This is a genomic window from Sphaerisporangium sp. NPDC049003 (assembly GCF_043197795.1).
Classification (GTDB): Bacteria; Actinomycetota; Actinomycetes; order Streptosporangiales; family Streptosporangiaceae; genus Sphaerisporangium.
Window position 1 is genome coordinate 83,872 of the sequence record NZ_JBICTU010000012.1, and the last position, 16,065, is coordinate 99,936.

Here is a 16,065-nt window from a genome sequence, read left to right on the forward strand (position 1 = left end):
CGGGCCCACGATGACCACCGTGAACGAAGACAGCGCGCAGGACCTGATCCGGAAGATCAGGTCGCTGCCCGCCAAGCGGCAGCGCGCCCTGCGGGCGCTGCTCGAGCAGCAGGGCGTCGACCTCTCCGCGCTCGACACCATCCCGCCCGCCGCCCGCTCCGCGGACGAGCCCGTGCGGCTGTCCTACGCCCAGCAGCGCCTGTGGTTCCTCGCCCAGCTGGACGGAACCAGCGCGTACTACAACATCCCGATGGCGCTGCGGCTGCTCGGCCCGCTCGACCGTCCGGCGCTGCAACGCGCCCTGGAGGAGATCGTCCGGCGGCACGAGGTGCTGCGCACCCGGTTCGTCGACCGCGACGGCGTGCCCTACCAGCACATCGGTGACGGCGCCGAATTCTCCGTTCCCTACGAGAAGGCGGCTGACCCCGCGCACCTGCGGTCCATCTGCGAGCGGGAGGCGGTGGCCCCCTTCGACCTGGAGCGCGACTGCCTGATCAGGACGAGGCTGCTGCGCCAGGCGGAGCAGGAGCACGTCCTGATGGTCACCATGCACCACAGCGTCTCCGACGGCTGGTCGCTCGGCGTCTTCTTCCGCGACCTGGTCGCCCTGTACGAGGCGTACTCCGCCGGCCGGCCGTCCCCGCTGGAGCCGCTGCCCGTCCAGTACGCGGACTACGCCGAGTGGCAGCGCCAGTGGCTCGTCGACGAGGTGCAGGAACGCCAGGTCGGCTACTGGAAGCAGCGCCTGGACGGCGTCGACGCCCGCCTGACCCTCCCGGCCGACCGGCCGCGCCCGGAGACGAAGACCTACCAGGGCGCCCACGAGCGGTTCAGCTGCCCGCCGGACCTGCTACGGCGGCTCCAGGAACTCAGCGAGCGGCACGACGTCACCCTGTACATGACGCTGCTCGCCGTCTACCTGATCGTGCTGCACCGCTACAGCGGCCAGACCGACATCACCGTCGGCACCCCCGTCTCGGGCCGCAAGCGCCTGGAGGCCGAGGGACTCATCGGGTTCTTCGCCAACACCCTCGTCATGCGCACCGACCTGGCGGGCGATCCGACGTTCGCCGAGCTGCTCGCCCGGGTCAAGGAGACCGCGCTGCAGGCCTACGACCACCAGGACGTGCCCTTCGAGGCCGTGGTCGACGCACTGCGCCTGGAACGCAGCCTCAGCCACTCGCCGGTCTTTCAGACGATGTTCGTGCTCCAGGAGCGGCAGACCGAGCGGGACGTCCGGCTCGGCGAACTCGAGGTGTCGCTGGTCGAGTTCGACTTCGACATCACCAAGTTCGACGCCACCCTCGACCTGCGCGAGACACCGGACGGCCTGGTCGGCGCCGTCGAGTACAACATCAGCCTGTTCGAGCGCGCCACGATCCAGCGCTTCGTCGGCCACTACACCCGGCTGCTCGCCGCGGTCGCCGACGACCCGGGGGAGCGGATCTCCCGGCTCGGCATGTTCGACGAGGCCGAGCGGCACCAGGTGCTCGTCGCCTGGAACGACACCCGGCGTCCCTACTCGAACGACCGCTGCCTGCACGAGCTGGTCGAGCAGGCGGTGGCGCGCCACCCCAAGCGCACCGCCGTGGTCTTCGGCGACCGCGAGTGGAGCTACCGCGAACTGGACACGCGGGCCGACCGCGTCGCCCACGCCCTGCGCCGCCACGGCGTCGGCCCGGACACCGTCGTCGGCCTGTACATGGAGCGCTCCGCCGAGATGGTCGCCGCGATCCTCGGCATCCTCAAGGCCGGAGGCGCCTATCTGCCGCTGGAGCCGACTCACCCGGCCGAACGCACCGCGTACGTCGTCGAGAGCTCCGGCGTCGAGGTCGTCCTGACCCAGCCGCACCTGGCCGCCCAGTCCCCGGCCGGCGTCCGCCATTTGCTCCCCCTCGACACCGACGGCCGGATACCCGGCGCCGACGGCGAGGTGCCCGTCGCCGAGCCCGTCGCGGCCGGCCCCCGCCACCTGGCGTACGTCATCTACACCTCGGGCTCCACCGGCCGCCCCAAGGGCGTCATGGTCGAGCATCGGGCGGTGGTCAACCGCATCGAGTGGATGCAGAACGAGTACCGGCTCGGGCCCGACGACGTGGTGCTCCAGAAGACGCCGTTCACCTTCGACGTCTCCGTTTGGGAGTTCTTCTGGCCGCTCATTGCCGGCGCCCGTCTGGTCGTCGCCGAGCCGGAGGGCCACAAGGACCCCGACCACCTGGTCTCGCTCATCCGGCGGACCGGCGTGACGACGCTGCACTTCGTGCCGTCCATGCTCCGCTCGGTCGTCGACGAGGCGGGCTGGGCCGACTGCACCTCCGTCCGCCAGGTCTTCTGCAGCGGCGAGGCCCTGCCCGCCGACCTGTGCGCCCGCCACTACGCCCGCCACACGGCACCGCTGCACAACCTGTACGGGCCGACGGAAGCGGCCATCGACGTCAGCCACTGGACCTGCCCCGACGATCGGCCGCTGCACACCGTCCCCATCGGCCGGCCGATCCAGAACATCCAGCTCCACGTCCTCAACGAGGCCCTGGAGCCGCAGGGCATCGGATGCGTCGGCCAGCTGTACATCGCCGGCGATGGCCTGGCCCGCGGCTACCTCAACAATCCCGACCTCACCCGCGAGCGGTTCGTGCCGAACCCGTTCGGTGACGAGCCGGACGCCCGCATGTACCAGACCGGAGACCTGGTGCGCAGGCTCGCCGACGGCAGCCTGGAGTTCCTCGGGCGCGTCGACGACCAGGTCAAACTCCGCGGGTTCCGCATCGAACTCGGCGAGATCGAACACCGGCTGGCGCAGCACCCCGCGGCGCGCTCCTGTGCCGTCGTCGTCCGGGAGGACCAGCCGGGCAACCAGCAACTGGTCGCCTATGTCGTCGCCGACGGCGCGGCCGCCGCCGGCCGTGACGAACTCGCCGCCCACCTGGAACGCACCCTGCCGCAGTACATGGTGCCCAGCGCCTTCGTCACCCTGGAGACCCTCCCGGTCACGTCCAACGGCAAGCTCGACCGCAAGGCCCTGCCCGCCCCCGGCATCGACGCCTACGCCCAGCACGCCTACGTCGCCCCGCGCCCCGGCACGGAGCAGGTGCTTGCAGAGATCTGGGCCGAGCTGCTCGGCTTCGACCAGGTGCGCATCGGCGCCCAGGAGAACTTCTTCGCGCTCGGCGGCCACTCGCTGCTGATCACCGTCCTGATCGCCCGCCTCAAGGCACGCGGCCTCGACGTCACCGTGCGCTCGGTGTTCAACGCCCCCACACTGGCCCGCCTGGCACAGGAGATCGACGCGGCGGGGACCGGTACCGCCTTCACCGTCCCGCCGAACCGCATACCGGAGCGGTGCGCGCGCATCACCCCGGACATGCTGCCCCTCGTCGACCTCACTCAGGAGCAGATCGACGCGGTCGTGGCGACGGTGCCGGGCGGCGCCCCGAACGTGCGGGACATCTACCCGCTCGTCCCGTCGCAGGAGGGCATCCTCTTCCACCACCTGATCGATCCGGACAACGATCCCTACGTCATCCCGATCCTGCTCGCCGCCGAGGACGAGGAGACGAGCGACCGGTTCGTCGCCGCCCTGCAGTCGCTGATCGACCGCCACGACGTGATGCGCACCGCCGTGCTCACCGCCGGCCTGCCCGAACCCGTCCAGGTGGTCCACCGCGAGGCTCGCCTGCGCGTGCGGCGCCGCACGCTCGACCCCGCCGCCGACGCCGAGTCCCAGGCCCGGGCCCTTCTGGAGCGCCCGGGGCGGATGACGCTCGGCAACGCGCCACTGCTGGACCTGGTGATCGCAGAGGACCCGCACTCCACCCGCCGCTTCCTGCTGCTGAGCGCCCACCACCTCATCGAGGACGCCACCTCGCTGCGGCTGATCCTCGAAGAGCTGGTCACCCACATGTCGGGACGCCTGGAGCGACTCGCGCCGCCGGCCCCGTACCGGGACTTCGTCGCTCACACGCTGCACCAGCTGGCCGCGGGCGAGGCGGAGGCGTTTTTCCGGGACCGGCTCGCGGACGTGACCGAGCCGACGACGCCGTTCGGCCTGACCGACGTCCGCGGCGACGGGCGCGGCGTGCGCGAACTGCGCCGCTCGCTGCCCCCGGGCCTCACCCGCGACCTGCGCGCCGAGGCGCAGCGGCTGCGCATCAGCCCCGCCACGCTGTTCCACGCGGCCTGGTCCGTCGTGGTGGCCGTGTGCAGCGGACGCGACGACGTGGTCTTCGGCACGGTCCTGTCCGGCCGTTTGCAGGGCGTGCCGGGCGTGGAGCGGATGCTGGGCAACTTCATCAACACCCTGCCCCTGCGCGTCCGGCTGGCCGGCAAGAGCGTCCGGGAGCTGGTGTCCAACATCGACACCGCACTGAAGGAGCTGATCGCCCACGAGCAGAGCTCGCTGATCCTGGCACAGCGCTGCAGCGGCCTGGATGGCGACGTCCCGCTTTTCAGCTCGATGCTCAACTTCCGCCACTTCGAGCCGGGACAGGACGACGCCGGCATGCCCGGTGCCCAGGCCCAGGGCGTGCGCTGGCTCGGCTCGGTTGACCGCACCAACTACCCGGTGGGCCTGTCCGTCGACGACACCGGCGCTGAACTCTCCCTCAACGCCCAGGCCGACGCCTCGATCTCGGTCGAGGCGCTCATCGACTACGTCGAGGCCGCCGTGTCCGCCATCGTGTCGGCCCTCGCCACCGACGACGGGGCGGACACCCAGGCCTTGGCCATCGACATCCTGCCCGCCCCGGAGCGCTCGCGGCTGCTGACCGACTGGAACGACACGGACCGGCCGTACCCGCACGACCGCTGCCTGGCCGACCTGTTCGAGGAACAGGTGCGGCTACGGCCGGACGCGGTCGCCGTCGAGCACGGCTCCCGGACCCTGACGTACGCCGAAACCAACGCCCGGGCCAACCGCGTGGCGCACTACCTGCGCGAGCAGGGCGTCGGCCCCGACACGCTCGTCGGCCTGTGCGCGGAGCGGTCCCTGGAGACGGTGACCGGCCTGCTCGGCATCCTCAAGGCGGGCGGCGCCTATGTGCCGATCGACCCGGGCTACCCGGAGGAGCGCGTCCGCACGATCCTTCGCGACTCCGGCGCCCGTATCGTGCTCAGCCAGTCCCACCTGCCCGCCGCGCTGCTCGACGGCGCCGACCAGGTGGTGCACCTCGACACCGGGGAGCCGGCCGGGGACGGCACCAAGGTGCTCGCCGGCCGGCCCGAGACCGACCCGTCCCGCGCCGAGGTGGGCACCACCCCCGAGCACCTCGCCTACGTGATCTTCACCTCGGGTTCCACGGGGCGGCCCAAGGGCGTCCTGGTGGAACAGCGCGGTGTGGTCCGGCTGGTGCGCAACCGCGATTACTTCCCGACCGACGAGCGCACGGTGGTCCTCCACCACTCGTCGATTTCCTTCGACGTGGGCTCCCAGGAAGTGCTCGGCCCGCTGCTGAACGGCGCCCGGCTGGTGCTGCACGACGGCGACTCCAAGGACGTCGTCCAGCTCCTCGACCGCATCGAGCGGTCCGGGGTCACGATGCTGGCCCTGTCGGCCGCGTTCCTGCCCGCGTTCACCGAGGCGTCCCGGCACCGGCGGCTGCCGCTGACCTACCTCGGGGTGGGCGGCGAGGTGTTCTCTGCCAAGGACGTGCGCGCGCTGTACGCCGCCCACCCCGGCCTGACGGTCGTCAACGCCTACGGCCCCACCGAGAACAGCATCGCCTCGACCTGCCATGTGATCCCCCGGGACCTCGCCGAGGACGCGGTCATCCCGATCGGCAGGCCCATCGTGCAGTCGACCGCCCATGTCACCGATGACCGGATGCGGCTGGTGCCCTGCGGAGTGGTCGGCGAACTGTGCGTCGGCGGCGCCGGCGTGGCACGCGGCTACCTGGACAATCGGGAGCTGACCGCCGAACGGTTCGTCCCCGACCCGTTCGACACCGCTCCCGGCGCGCGGCTGTACCGCACCGGCGACCTGGTGCGCCGACTCCCGGACGGCACCCTGGAGTTCGTCGGCCGCGTTGACGACCAGGTGAAGGTGCGCGGCTTTCGCATCGAACTCGGCGAGATCGAGAGCGCGCTGCACACCCACCCCGCGGTGCACAGCGCCGTGGTCACCACCCAGGCCCACGGCGACGGCGGCAAGCTGATCGCCTATGTGCGCCCGACGGACGCATGGCTGGACACCGCCGCCGAGGAGCAGAACGCCGAGCAGCTCGACCAGTGGCAGCGGCTCTTCGAGGACCAGTACGCCGAAGCCGCCGACGGCGCGGCCGAGCTGAACATCGTCGGCTGGAATAGCAGCTACACCGGCGAGCCCATCCCCGAGCCCGAGATGCGCGAGTGGATCGACGGCACCGTCGGCCTGATCCAGGAGCTACGCCCCAAGCGGCTGCTGGAGATCGGCTGCGGCACCGGTCTGCTGCTGTATCGCTACGCCGACGCCTGCGAGGCGGTGCACGCCGTGGACATCTCGGCGTCCGCGCTCGCCGGAGTGGGTGCAGGAGTGCGGCGGCGCGGCTGGTCTCACGTCACGCTCGCCCAGGGCGACGCCTTGTCCGTGACAGCACTGGCCGGCATGCGGTTCGACACGGTCGTCCTCAACTCCGTCGTGCAGTACTTCCCCAACCGGCAGTACCTGCAAGAGGCCATCGCCCGGATCCTGCCGCTCGTCGAGGACGGCGGGCACATTCTCGTCGGCGACGTGCGCAACCTCGACCTGTTCTCCGCCCACGCCTGCGCGGTGGAACGCAGCCGGACCCCGGTGCGCCTCTCCGCCGCCGCGCTGGCCGAGCAGGTGCGGCGCCGCCGCCGACAGGACGGCGAACTCCTGGTGAGCCCCACTTTCTTCGCCGGCCTCGGCGAACGCTTCCCCGAGATCGGCGCGATCGACCTCCGGGTGAAGCGCGGACTCGGCGAGAACGAGATGCTCAGCTACCGCTACGACGTGGTGCTGACCAAGGGCGAGTCGGCCCCGGCCGAGCCGCCCACCTGGCTGGAGGCCGACACCCCCGCGGCACTGCGGACGCTGCTGGAGAACGGCGCCCCCGAACGGTTCGGCGTCGTCGGCCTGGCCAACCCGCGCATCGCGGACGACGTCGCCGTCGCCGAGGGCCTCGCCCGCTGGTCCGCCGCACACCAGGTGGAGCCGCTGCCCGCCGGCGTACGGCTGTCCGCGACGGCCGCCGCGGCGGTGCGGGAGCTCGAAGAGACCCTGCGGTACGCCGATGACCTCGGCTACCGCGTGGCCGCCACCTGGTCCCAGGACCGCCCCGACGGCCTCGACCTGGTCCTCGGCAAGGGCGAGCTGCCGCGCGTCCGGGCCCGAGCCTCGTACCGCCGCTCCCATCTGGCCAACACGCCGCAGATCGGCCGGACGAGCCAGGCGCTGGCCCGCGTGCTCAAGGAGCACCTGTCGGCCAAGGTGCCCGACTACATGGTGCCGAGCGTGTTCGTGGCCCTGGAGGAACTCCCGGTCACGCCCAACGGCAAGGTCGACAAGAAGGCGCTGCCCGCTCCGGACGAGGCCGACGTGGCCAGGGAGTCGTACGTCGCACCGCGCACCGAAGCCGAGCACGAACTGTGCCGGCTCGTCGCGGACGTCCTCGGCCTAAGCCGGGTGGGCCTCCAGGACGGCTTCTTCGACCTGGGAGGCCACTCCCTGCTCGCCACCCGGCTGACCGTCCGGGTCAAGCAGGAGACCGGCCGCGACCTGCCGCTGCAACTGATCCTCGGCGGCGCCACCGTGGCGGAGATGGCCACGACCCTGGATTGGCAGGAGCAGCTTCCCGCCACACCCGCCCTGGCGCCGCTGCCGCGCAGCGGAACCGGCCCCGAGGCGCCGCTGTCGCTGCAGCAGCGAGAGCTGTGGTTCCTCAACCGGCACGACAACCTGGGCTCCGCCTACGACAACGTGCAGATGGCCTACCGCATCGTCGGCAGGCTGGACCGCCGGGCGTACGCGCGCGCCTTCGAACTGCTCGTCGAACGGCACGCGGTGCTGCGCACCAGCTACCACGCCCACAGCGACACCTACATACAGCGGGTCAACGATGACAGTGGGTTCGCCGTCGTCGTGGAGCAGGTCGACGGGGACGCCGCGGTCGCCGAGCTGCTGCGCGCGGAACGGGCGCGGCCGTTCTCCCCGGCCGACCGGTGCATGCTGCACGTCCACCTGCTGGCCCTTTCCGAGTACGAGCACGTGGCCGTCGTCACCCGCCCCTGGGGCATCTTCGACGGCTGGTCCACCGGCATCCTCCTCGCGGAACTCAACGCCGCGTACACCGCCCTGGCCCGCGGCGACGAGCCGGAACTGCCCGAACTGCCGCTGCGGTACGCCGACTTCGCCCACTGGCAGCACGAGGCGGTGGGCCCGGCCGAGCTCGACCGCCAGACGGCCTACTGGCGGCGGCAGCTCGCCGGCCTCCCCGCCTGCGTGTCGCTGCGCACCGACTACCGACGCGGCCCAGTCAAGTCCCACCAGGGATCGACGGTCGAGGTGACGGTCCCCGCCGAACTCCTGGGGCAGCTCCAGCGGCACAGCCAGGAACGCGGCGTCACCCTCTACATGACCCTGCTGTCCGCGTTCGGCGTGCTCCTCGGCATGTACACCGAGGACCGCGAGCTGGCCATCGGCTCCCCGGTGACCAACCGCCCGCACCCCGACCTGGAACGCCTCGTGGGCTACTTCGTCAACGTGCTGGTGATGCGCCTGGACGTGGCACCCGGCCGGACTTTCGACGAGGTGCTGGAGCAGGCCAAGCGGGTCACCGCCGAGGGCCACGAGCACAAGGACGTCCCGTTCGCCGCCCTCTCCGAGGCGCTGGCGGCGGACCCGGACCCCGCCTGCTCGCCGCTGTTCCAGGTGATGTTCAATCTCATCCCGGCTCCCACCCCGGCGCCACGCCACAGTACCGGCCCGGACCTCGCCACGCTGCCCGTGCGCTCGGGCGACGGGCCGGCGAAGTTCGACCTCAACCTTGTGCTGCGCGAGACGCCCGCCGGGCTGCACGGCCACCTGGAGTACAGCACCGACCTGTTCGCCAGGAGGACCGCGCGGACGATGGCAGCGCTCTACGAACGGCTGCTGCTGAAGATCGTGACCAGTCCCGGGGCCGACCTGGCCGCACTCCGCGCCGTGGCGCGGGACACAAAGTTCTGACTGACAACCCGCCGCGACCCGGCGGCATGAGGCAAGTGATGGTGAAGATGAGAAGCGAAGAGATCCTGCCCCTGATCACCGAGGCGATCGTGGAGGTCCTGCCCGAGCTGGAGGGCCACGCCTTCACGGAGTCCAACTCGCTGGAGGGGCTCGGCGCGAACTCGATGGACCGGGCGGAGATCGTCATGCTCGTCCTGGAGCGGCTGGACCTGGAGATACCCCTGGTCGATACGTTCGGCCCGCAGAACCTGGGCGAACTCGCGCAGCACCTGAGCGAGAAGACCTCCGTGAGGGCCCAGAAGCGTGCGTGACGTCGCCGAGATCGTGGTGACCGGGCTGGGCGTCACCACGGCCGTCGGGCAGGGCAAGGAGCAGTTCACGCGAGCGCTGTTCGCCGGGGACCACCGCTTCGCCGTGCTGCGGCGCCCCGGCCGGCAGCTCGACAGCCGGTTCGTGGGCGCGGAGATCCCTTCGCTCGCCCCGCCCGCCCGGGTGGCCGCCCGCGATCTGCGCACCGCGTCCCTCACGGCCCAGGTGGCCCTGGCCACCCTGGAGGAAGCCTGGACGGAGGCCGGTCTCGACGAGGCCGACGCCTCCCGCGTCGGCCTCATCGTCGGCGGCAGCAACGTGCAGCAGCGCGAACTGGTGCAGGCCCACGACAGGCACCGCGCCAAGCCACGCTTCCTCAGGCCCGGCTACGGCATGTCCTACCTGGACACCGACCTGTGTGCCCTGGCCACGGCAGTCTTCGGCATCCGCGGCCTGGCCCACACAGTCGGCGGCGCCTCGGCCTCCGGCCAGCTCGCCATCATCGAGGCGGCCGAGGCCGTCGCGTCCGGCCGGGTCGACGTCTGCATCGCCCTCGGCGCCCTGGCGGACCTGTCGTACTGGGAACTCCTGGGACTGCAGTCCATGGGTGCCATGGCACCCATGGACTGCGCCGACGCCCCCGAAGCGGCCTGCCGCCCCTTCGACACGGCACACAACGGCTTCGTGTTCGGCGAGGCATGCGCGGCACTCGTCGTCGAACGCCGCGGCGCGCGCCCACCGCGCGAGCACGCCCCCTACGCGCGACTGGCGGGTTGGTCGGTGCAGCTCGACGGCAACCGCGGCCCCAACCCCTCGCTTGAGGGCGAGGTCCGGGCGATCCGGCAGGCCCTCGGCAACGCGGGGCTCGCCGCAGCGGACATCGACTACGTCAACCCGCACGGCACCGCGTCGCCCGTCGGCGACCGCACCGAGGCCCAGGCGCTGCGGGCGAGCGGGCTCACCCGCGCCGCCGTCAACGCCACCAAGTCGATCACCGGCCACGGACTCAGCGCCGCTGGCGCGGTGGAGGCGGTCGCCACGCTGCTGCAGATGCGGCACGGCCGGCTGCACCCCACCCGCAACCTCGACGACCCGGTCGACGACTCCCTGCGCTGGGTGCGCGGCGAGGCCGTCGAGGCGGAGGTGCGCCACTGCCTGAGTCTGAGCCTTGGCTTCGGCGGCATCAACACGGCACTGTGCATGAGCACGTACGAATCACGGAGAGCGTAAAGGTCATGTCCCGCGTCGGAATCGAAGCGATGAACGTGTTCGGCGGCTCGGCAGTGCTCGACGTCGCCCAACTGGCGCAGCGTCGGGGACTCGACCCCAAGCGGCTGGACAACCTGCTGATGCAGGAAAAGACGGTCGCCCTCCCCTTCGAGGACCCGGTGACCTTCGGCGCCAACGCGGCCCGCCCCCTCCTCGACCGCATGAGCCCCGAGGGCAGGGACCGCATCGAGCTGCTGATCACCTGCACCGAGTCGGGCATCGACTTCTCGAAGTCCGTGAGCGCCTACCTCCACGACCAGCTCGGCCTCAGCCGCAACTGCCGTATGTTCGAGCTCAAGCAGGCCTGCTACGCGGGCACCGCCGGACTGCAGATGGCCTGCAACTTCATCCTGTCCCAGACCTCACCGGGAGCCAAGGCACTGGTCCTCGCCACCGACATCTCGCGCTACCTCCTCGAGGACGGTGCCGACGCCTCGGCCCAGGACTGGTCCTACGCCGAACCCAGCGGCGGCGCCGGCGCCGTGGCCATGCTGGTCAGCGACGTCCCCCACGTGTTCCAGCTCGATGTGGGCGCCAGCGGCTACTACGGCTACGAGGTCATGGACACCTGCCGCCCCGCACCCGACAGCGAGTCCGGCGACGTGGACCTGTCGCTGATGTCCTACCTGGACTGCTGCGAACAGGCCTACCGGGCCTACGAGCGCAAGGTCGAGGGCGCCGACTACCGCGGCTCCTTCCAGTATCTCGCCTTCCACACGCCGTTCGGCGGGATGGTCAAGGGCGCCCACCGCACGATGATGCGCAAGATCGCCAAGGCCAGGGGCACCGAGATCGCCGAGGACTTCGAGCGCCGGGTGGCGCCCGGACTGACGTACTGCCGCCGCGTCGGCAACATCATGGGCGCCACGGTGTTCCTGTCGCTGGCGAGCACCGTGTGCAACGGTGGCTTCGACAGCCCGCAGCGGATCGGCTGCTTCTCCTACGGCTCCGGCTGCTGCTCGGAGTTCTACAGCGGCGTGGTGACACCGGACGGCGCGACGCGGCTGAAGGAGATGGGCATCGAGGCGCACCTCGACGCCCGCTACCGGCTGACCGTCGACGAGTACGAACGCCTGCTGTCCGAGAGCGACTTCGTCCGCTTCGGCACCCGGAACGCGACAGTCAACCAGAGCCTCGTCCCCGCAACCCGCCCGGCGGACGGCGCGGGACCGCGGCTGGTGCTCCAGTCGATCAAGGAGTTCCACCGGGAGTACGCATGGGTGGACTGACCTACGGCACGCTGAAGGTGCGCGAGCAGGGGAACGCCTGGTTCGTGCGACTGCACCGGCCCGAGGCGGGCAACGCCCTCAACACGGCGATGGTGCGCGAGCTGACCGACGTACTGGCCCGCGCGGCGGCCTCGCCGGCCACCGTCCTCGTGCTGGAGGGACTGCCCGAGGTGTTCTGCTTCGGGGCCGACTTCGACGCCATCAGCCGGGCGGCCCGCGAGGGCGGACCGACCGCGGCCGACCCGGAGCCGCTGTTCGAACTGTTCCGGCAACTGGCGTACGCGGACCTCGTCACCATCGCCCACGTCCGGGGCAAGGCCAACGCCGGAGGCGTCGGCATCGTGGCGGCCTGCGACATCGTCATCGCCGACGAGGGCGCCACCTTCAGCCTCTCCGAGCTGCTGTTCGGCCTCATCCCCGCCGTCGTACTGCCCTTCCTGATCCGGCGCACCGGGTTCCAGCACGCGCACTACCTCGCCGGCACCACCCGAACCGTCGATGCGGAACGCGCCCGCGAATGGGGGCTGGTCGACGCGTGCGGAGCGGACAGCGAGGGCCTGCTGCGCACACACCTCAAGCGCCTGACCCGGCTCTCGAAGCCCGCCGTCGTGCGCTACAAGGCGTATCTCCGGCAGCTGTCCCCGATCCCTGAGCAGACGAAATCCGCCGCACTCGCCACCAACCGAGAGGTCTTCGAGGACCCGATGAACGTGCGCGCCATCCAGCGGTACGCGGAGGAGGGCCTGTTCCCGTGGGAGACGGGCCCGCAGCCGAATCCGCCGGAGCCCAGCCCGGGCACGGCCTCCGCCCCCGCGACGACCGAGACCGCCGTACGCACACCCCTCGCCCCGCAGGACCTCGGCAACCCCCGCTTCCGCGCGGCGCACGGCGTCACCCGCACCTACGTGGCCGGTGCCATGTACAAGGGAATCGCCTCGGTCGAACTCGTCACCGCGATGGGCCGGGCCGGCATGCTCTCCTTCCTCGGCACGGGCGGGCTGAGCCCGGAAGCCGTCGACGACGCCCTCGGCCGCATCCGCAAGGAGCTGGACGAGGGACAGCCGTACGGCGCGAACCTGCTCAGCTCTCCGCAGGAACCCGAGCTGGAGACGCGGCTGGTGGAGCTCTACCTGGACCACGGCGTGCGCTGCGTCGAGGCCTCCGCCTACATCCAGCCGTCGCTCCCGCTGGTCCGCTACCGCCTCGCCGGGCTCTCCCGGGGCCGCGACGGCGAGGTGCGCGAGCAGCACCGCGTCATGGCCAAGGTCTCCCGCATCGAGGTGGCGGAGCGGTTTCTGCGGCCCGCACCGCCGGAGCTGGTGCGCCAGTTGCTGGACGCCGGGCACATCACCCCCGACCAGGCCGAACTCGCCAGGCGGGTCCCGTTGGCCTCGGATTTGTGCGTGGAGGCCGACTCCGCGGGCCACACCGACGCCGGCAACGCCTACGTGCTGATGCCCGCGATGAGCGAACTGCGCGACCGCGTCACCCGCGAGGAGGGCTATGCGGAGCCGGTGCTGCTCGGAGCCGCCGGCGGCATCGGGACCCCGCAGGCAGCCCTCGCCGCGTTCGCCCTCGGCGCGGACTTCATCGTGACCGGGTCCATAAACCAGTGCACGGTCGAGGCAGGCACCAGCGACGCGGTCAAGGACATCCTCCAGGACCTCGGCGTGCACGACACCGACTACGCGCCCGCCGGCGACATGTTCGAGGTCGGGGCGAGGATGCAGGTGGCCAGGAAGGGCCTGCTGTTCCCGGCGCGCGCCCAGAAGCTGTACGAGCTGTACGTGCGCCACGACTCGCTCGACGACCTGGACGCAAGGACCCGCGCCACCCTGGAGCAGAAGTACTTCAAGCGCCCGCTCGAGGAGGTATGGGAGGAGACCCGGGCCCATCTGGCCCGGCGGTTCCCGGAGCGCCTCGCGGAGATCGAGCGGAACCCGAAGCAGAAGATGGCCTTGGTGTTCCGCTGGTACTTCGTCCACTCCACCCGCCTGGCGCTGGCCGGCCGCCCCGAGTACAAGGTGGACTACCAGATCCACTGCGGCCCGGCGCTGGGCGCGTTCAACGCCTGGGTCCGCGGGACCCCGCTGGCCTCGTGGCGCGGGCGGCACGTGGCCGCCCTCGCCGACCACATGATGCGCGAGACCGCGGCCCTGCTCGGCCGCACGCTTGGCGCCCACACCGGCACGTCACACGACACAGCGAGGTGAGCACATGAAATCGGTTTACGTCTTCCCGGGCCAGGGCTCCCAGCACAAGGGCATGGGCACCGGGCTGTTCGAGAAGTTCCCGGAGCTGGTGGCCCAGGCCGACGACGTACTCGGCTACTCCATCGAGGACCTGTGCCTGCGCGACCCGGACCGGGTGCTGAGCCAGACGCAGTACACCCAGCCGGCGCTGTACGTGGTCAACTCGCTCACCTACCTGGACCGGACCACCGAACGCGGCGAACTGCCCACCGTCGTCGCCGGACACAGCCTCGGCGAGTACTGCGCTCTGTTCGCCGCCGGAGCGTTCGACTTCGCCACCGGCCTCAGGCTCGTCGCCAAGCGAGGCGAGCTGATGAGCCAGGCCCCCAAGGGCGCCATGGCGGCCGTCGTCAACCTCGACCAGGGGCGCGTCCGCGAGATCCTGTCCGGCCTGCCGTTCCGGAACGTCGACATCGCCAACATCAACTCGCGCAAGCAGTGCATCCTGTCCGGCGAGTACGATGAGATCCACGCCCCCGAACTGCGCGCCGCCTACACCGAGGCGGGCGCCCGCTTCATCCCGCTCAACGTGAGCGCGGCCTTCCACTCACGCTGCATGACGGCTGTACAGCAGGAGTTCGCGCTCTACCTCGTCGGCTTCGACCTCGCGGAACTCACCCTCCCCGTCGTGGCGAACTACACCGCGCGCCCGTACCCCACCAAGGGCTACGCGGACTGCCTGGCCCACCAGATCTCCAGCCCCGTCCGCTGGTACGAGTCGATGTCCTGGCTGATCGCCCAGGGCCACCGGGACTTCCACGAGATCGGTCCGGGCAACGTGCTCACCAAGCTCAGCGCCCAGATCCTCAAGGACCCGCTGCCCGTCGAGGCCGACACCGAACCGCAGGAGGTCTCCGCCGCGGTCCGTGCCAGGCCGCGCACCGAACTGGTCTTCATGTACGGCGGCCAGGGCACCCAGTACCACCAGATGGGCCGGGGGCTGTACGACACCGACCCGGTGTTCCGCAGCGCCATGGACCGCTGCGACGCGGCACACCGCGCGACGGGCGGCACCTCGCTCCTGGACGCCGTCTACGACGACTCGCGCAAGGGCCGCCCCCTCGACGACATGCTTACCTCGCACGCCGCGCTCTACAGCATCGGCTACAGCCTCACCGAGATGCTCCGCGCCGAGGGCATCCACCCCGACGCGGTGCTCGGCCACAGCCTCGGCGAGTACATCGCCGCCACGGTGGCGGGCGCCATGTCCTTCGAGGACGGCCTGCGGTTCGTGACGAGCCAGGCGCGGTTGCTCAAGGAGCGGTGCCCGGACGGTGGCATGCTGTCCGTCCTGCACTCCCCGGACCTCTTCCGGATGCGCCGCGACCTCTTCGATGACATCGCCCTCGCGGCCGTCAACTACGATCGCAACTTCGTCGTCAGCGGCGCCGAGGCCCGGCTCGCCGACCTCCAGCAGGCCCTGGACGCCGAAGGCGTGATCACGGTCCGGCTGCCGGTGCGCCACGCCTTCCACTCCGCCCTCCTCGACACGATCCGGCCGGACTGCCTCTCCCTGGCCAGGGGCATCACTCCCGGAACCCCGCGGCTCCCCGTCCACTCCTCGATGCTCGCCGCCCGCCTGGGGACACCGCAGCGCTGGGACGAGTACCTGTGGGACGTGATCCGCCGCCCCGTCCGGTTCGACGAACTGATGGCGTCCGAGTTCACCATGCCCGACCACCATTTCTTCGTCGACCTCAGCGCCAGCGGCTCGTTCGCCAACTTCCTCAAGCACGGCTACGCCCCCGCCTTCCGCGGCGCACCGGCCATCAACCAGTTCGGCAACAACACTGGCACCGTCCGCAAGCTGCGCGACGAACTGCTCCGGCTGCCGTGTGCCTGACGC

General features: G+C 71.1%; 6 protein-coding genes. All 6 read left to right on the plus strand.

All coding sequences use genetic code 11. The features are described 5' to 3' along the window. Positions 1 to 19: 19 nt before the first annotated feature. The 6 genes from ACGFIV_RS15145 to fabD are packed head-to-tail and all read left to right on the plus strand — an operon-like array spanning position 20 to position 16,062. Positions 20 to 9,160 carry an amino acid adenylation domain-containing protein gene (locus ACGFIV_RS15145; RefSeq protein ID WP_392835173.1) on the plus strand — a complete coding sequence of 3,047 codons (9,141 nt, stop codon included), beginning with the start codon at positions 20 to 22 and terminating at the stop codon, positions 9,158 to 9,160. A 47-nt stretch (positions 9,161 to 9,207) separates the two neighbouring features. Further along, positions 9,208 to 9,471, plus strand: coding sequence for an acyl carrier protein (locus ACGFIV_RS15150; protein WP_358552121.1), 264 nt, complete (start codon positions 9,208 to 9,210; stop codon positions 9,469 to 9,471). Next, entirely contained in the window at positions 9,464 to 10,699 is a 1,236-nt protein-coding gene (locus tag ACGFIV_RS15155) for a beta-ketoacyl synthase N-terminal-like domain-containing protein (protein ID WP_358552119.1), read from the plus strand. Before ACGFIV_RS15150 ends, ACGFIV_RS15155 begins: the two co-directional genes overlap by 8 nt. Before the next feature lie 5 nt (positions 10,700 to 10,704). Beyond that, positions 10,705 to 11,967 carry a hydroxymethylglutaryl-CoA synthase family protein gene (locus ACGFIV_RS15160; protein WP_358552117.1) on the plus strand — a complete coding sequence of 421 codons (1,263 nt, stop codon included), beginning with the start codon at positions 10,705 to 10,707 and terminating at the stop codon, positions 11,965 to 11,967. Beyond that, a complete protein-coding gene (locus ACGFIV_RS15165) occupies positions 11,955 to 14,180 on the plus strand; it encodes an enoyl-CoA hydratase/isomerase (RefSeq protein WP_392835178.1) in 2,226 nt (741 codons plus the stop codon). Before ACGFIV_RS15160 ends, ACGFIV_RS15165 begins: the two co-directional genes overlap by 13 nt. Before the next feature lie 4 nt (positions 14,181 to 14,184). After that, positions 14,185 to 16,062 carry an ACP S-malonyltransferase gene (fabD, locus tag ACGFIV_RS15170; protein ID WP_358552113.1) on the plus strand — a complete coding sequence of 626 codons (1,878 nt, stop codon included), beginning with the start codon at positions 14,185 to 14,187 and terminating at the stop codon, positions 16,060 to 16,062. Positions 16,063 to 16,065: the final 3 nt, after the last annotated feature.